At 63.4% G+C, this 3,455-nt stretch carries 5 protein-coding genes and 1 pseudogene; all 6 read left to right on the top strand.

All coding sequences use genetic code 11. The annotated features are described in order from the left end of the window. Window positions 1-283 (top strand): ABC transporter permease subunit (locus tag JCM12296_RS33485; RefSeq protein ID WP_422699218.1); only part of this gene is annotated, 283 nt, incomplete at its 5' end. 9 nt (window positions 284-292) lie between these two features. Next, window positions 293-1,242: pseudogene (gene urtC / locus JCM12296_RS51195) on the top strand (urea ABC transporter permease subunit UrtC). After that, on the top strand, window positions 1,239-1,394 hold the full coding sequence (locus JCM12296_RS42955; RefSeq protein WP_218188422.1) for a hypothetical protein: 156 nt from the start codon (window positions 1,239-1,241) through the stop codon (window positions 1,392-1,394). The pseudogene urtC and the gene JCM12296_RS42955 overlap by 4 nt, the downstream one beginning before the upstream one ends. Then, complete coding sequence (urtD, locus tag JCM12296_RS33475) at window positions 1,394-2,239, top strand: urea ABC transporter ATP-binding protein UrtD (protein WP_054702292.1); 846 nt, start codon at window positions 1,394-1,396, stop codon at window positions 2,237-2,239. Before JCM12296_RS42955 ends, urtD begins: the two co-directional genes overlap by 1 nt. Next, window positions 2,227-2,922: an urea ABC transporter ATP-binding subunit UrtE gene (gene urtE, locus JCM12296_RS33470; protein WP_054702289.1), complete on the top strand. Its 696-nt coding sequence runs from the start codon at window positions 2,227-2,229 to the stop codon at window positions 2,920-2,922. Before urtD ends, urtE begins: the two co-directional genes overlap by 13 nt. A 1-nt stretch (window position 2,923) precedes the next feature. Beyond that, a partial coding sequence (locus JCM12296_RS33465) for an urease accessory protein UreD (protein WP_218188421.1) occupies window positions 2,924-3,455 on the top strand: 532 nt, incomplete at its 3' end.

Genomic DNA, 3,455 nt, shown 5'->3' with positions numbered 1-3,455 from the left:
TATCGCCGGGATTGCCGGCGTGGCCCTCTCCCAGTTGACCAACGTGGGCCCCAACCTGGGTCAGGCCTATATCGTCGATTCGTTCATGGTGGTGGTCTTCGGTGGCGTGGGCAACCTGTGGGGCACCCTTTTGGGCGGGCTGACCCTGGGGGTGGCCAATAAATTCCTCGAGCCCTGGTCGGGCGCCGTGCTGGCCAAAATCCTGATTCTCGTGTTCATCATTCTGTTTATCCAAAAACGGCCCCAGGGACTCTTTCCCCAAAAGGGCCGGGCGGCCGGGTGATCCTTGATTATGAAAGCGCTACCGAAAACATTTGCAAGCGACCGTGCCGGAACATGGCTTCTGGGGCTGCTCCTGGTCACCGGCATCCTGGTGCCCCTGCTCAACCTTTCCACCGGCGAAGCCCATCCGCTGCACGTCTCCACCTACACCATGACCCTTTTGGGCAAGTATCTGTGCTATGCGCTACTGGCCATCAGTGTCGACATGATCTGGGGCTACCTGGGCATTCTCAGCCTGGGCCATGGCGCCTTTTTCGCCCTGGGCGGCTATGCCATGGGCATGTACCTGATGCGTCAGATCGGCAGCCGCGGCGTCTACGGCAATCCGCTTCTGCCCGACTTCATGGTCTTTCTCAATTGGAAGGCCCTGCCCTGGTTCTGGCACGGCTTCAACTGGTTCGGCTTTGCCGTATTGATGGTGATTCTCGTTCCCGCCGCCCTGGCGATCGTCTTCGGCTGGCTGGCCTTTCGCTCAAGGGTCACCGGGTCTACCTCTCGATCATGACCCAGGCCTTGACCTACGCCCTGATGCTGGCCTTTTTCCGTAATGAGATGGGCTTCGGCGGCAATAACGGGCTGACCGATTTCAAGGATATCCTCGGTTTTTCCCTGCAGTCCGACGCCACCCGCGCGGGGTTGTTCGTGGCCTCGACCCTGGCCCTGGCCGCCGGCTACATCGGTTGCCGCTGGATCGTCGGCTCGCGCCTGGGGCGCCTCTCCACGGCCATCCGCGACCAGGAGGACCGCGCGCGCTTCATCGGCTACCGCGTGGAGGACGCCAAGCTGTGGATCTTCACCTTTTCGGCCATCCTGGCCGGCATTGCCGGGGCCCTCTACGTGCCCCAGGTGGCATCATCAACCCCACGGAATTCGCCCCCCTGGCATCCATCGAAATCGTCATCTGGGTGGCCGTCGGCGGCCGCGCCACCCTCTACGGGGCGATCATCGGCGCCCTTTTGATCAACTTCGCCAAGAGTTATCTCACGGCCGCCTTCCCGGATGCCTGGCTCTTCGGCCTGGGCGCCCTCTTCGTGCTGGTGACGATCTTCCTGCCCGATGGCGTGGCCGGTCTCTTTAAACGCGGACGCTTCGCCGGAAAGGAGGCGCGCTGATGACCGCCATGGAAAAATTCCGTGAATTCTGGCCCCGCGACCAGGTCTTTGATTTTCTGGTCCCCGACATTCCGCCGGATCTGGATCTGACCCACGGGATCATCCTCTACCTGGAAGGGATTTCGGTGAGTTTCAACGGGTTCAAGGCCGTCGACGATTTGAACCTCTACATCGAGGATGGCGAGCTGCGCTGCATCATCGGTCCCAACGGCGCCGGCAAGACCACCATCATGGACATCATCACCGGCAAAACCCGCCCGGACAGCGGATCGGCCTGGTTCGGCCAACAGATCAACCTGCTGCGTCTCAGTGAACCGGAAATCGCCCGGGCCGGCATCGGCCGCAAATTCCAGAAGCCCACGGTTTTCGAGAACCATACGGTGCACGACAATCTGGAGTTGGCCATGGTGGGCGATAAAAGGGTCTGGTCCACCCTGACGGCACGCCTCAACCAGGCCCAGCAGGACAAGATCGAAACCGTATTGACCACCATCGGGCTCAAGGAGGAGATCCGTGCCCGGGCCGGTTCCCTCTCCCACGGCCAGAAGCAATGGCTGGAGATCGGCATGCTGCTCATGCAGAACCCCAAACTGCTCCTGGTGGACGAACCGGTGGCCGGCATGACCCAGCAGGAGACCGAGCGCACCGCCGAGCTGCTGGTCAGCCTGGCGGGCCGGCACAGCGTCGTGGTGGTCGAGCACGACATGGACTTCGTGCGCGCCATTGCCCGCAAGGTCACCGTCCTGCACCAGGGCAGCGTCCTGGCCGAGGGTCGCATGGACGAGGTGCAGAACAACCCGGCCGTGATCGAAGTCTATCTGGGAGAAACCCAATGCTCCGCGTAGAGAAACTCAACCAGTTTTACGGTGAGAGCCATACCCTCTGGGATGTTGATCTGGAGGTGCCCCAGGGCCAATGCACCTGCCTGATGGGCAGGAACGGCGTGGGCAAGACCACCCTCCTGGGTTGCGTCATGGGGCTTCTGCCGGTTCGCTCCGGCCGGATCCGCCTGGTGGATACCGACATCACCCGATTGCCCGCCGACCGGCGCGCGCGCCTGGGCGTGGGGTATGTGCCCCAGGGCCGTCAGATCTTTCCGCTGCTGACCGTGGAAGAGAATCTCGCCATTGGCCTGACCACCGGCAAGGAGAAATTGAAACGCATTCCGGATCGGATTTTCGATCTCTTTCCGGTGCTGGATCAGATGCGCGGCCGGCTGGGCGGCGATCTTTCCGGCGGCCAGCAGCAGCAATTGGCCATCGGCCGGGCCCTGGTCCTGCAGCCGACGCTCTTGATCCTCGACGAGCCCACGGAAGGCATTCAGCCCAACATCGTCCAGGAGATCGGCGCGATCATCCGGCGACTGTGCACCGAGATGGGCATGACCGTTTTGTTGGTGGAGCAGAAGCTCACCTTCACCCGCGCCGTGGCCGACCGTTTCACCATCCTCGACCGTGGGCGGGTGGTGGCCAGCGAGGCCATCGACCATCTGGACGAACAGATGGTCCAGCACTACCTGACGGTGTAGCGTGACCGCGGCCCGGCAGGCAATGGAGACGCCCCACGATGGCTGGTTTGCCGGTCTGGAGCTGGGGTTTGAACGGCGCGGCGATGCGACGGTTTTGGCAACCAACCGTCACCAGGGCCCCTTGCGCGTGCAGCGGCCGCTCTATCCGGAGCCGGAGGTATGCCATGCGGTGATCCTGCATCCGCCCGGCGGGGTGGTGGGCGGCGACCGGCTGGAAATCCGGGCAAGGGTCCGGGAAGACGCCGCGGCCCTGCTCACGACCCCCGGGGCGACCAAATTCTATCGCAGCAACGGTGCCCTGGCCGAGCAGACCCACCACCTGCGGGTGGACAGCGGTGGCTGTCTGGAATGGCTGCCCCAGGAAACCATCGTCTATCCGGGGGCCCATGCGGCGGTGGCGACGCAGATTCATCTGGCCGAGAGGGCCGTGGGCATGGCCTGGGAAATCCTCTGCCTGGGTCTGCCGGCCTGCGGCCAGCCCTTTGCCGACGGTCGCTTCACGGCCAGCCTGGCCATCGACCGCCAGGGACACC

The sequence above is a fragment of the Desulfosarcina cetonica JCM 12296 genome, from assembly GCF_001311845.1.
In the GTDB taxonomy this organism is placed as follows: Bacteria; Desulfobacterota; Desulfobacteria; order Desulfobacterales; family Desulfosarcinaceae; genus Desulfosarcina; species Desulfosarcina cetonica.
The sequence above is the reverse complement of the archived record's forward strand: the minus strand, read 5'-3'. Positions and strand labels throughout refer to the sequence as shown.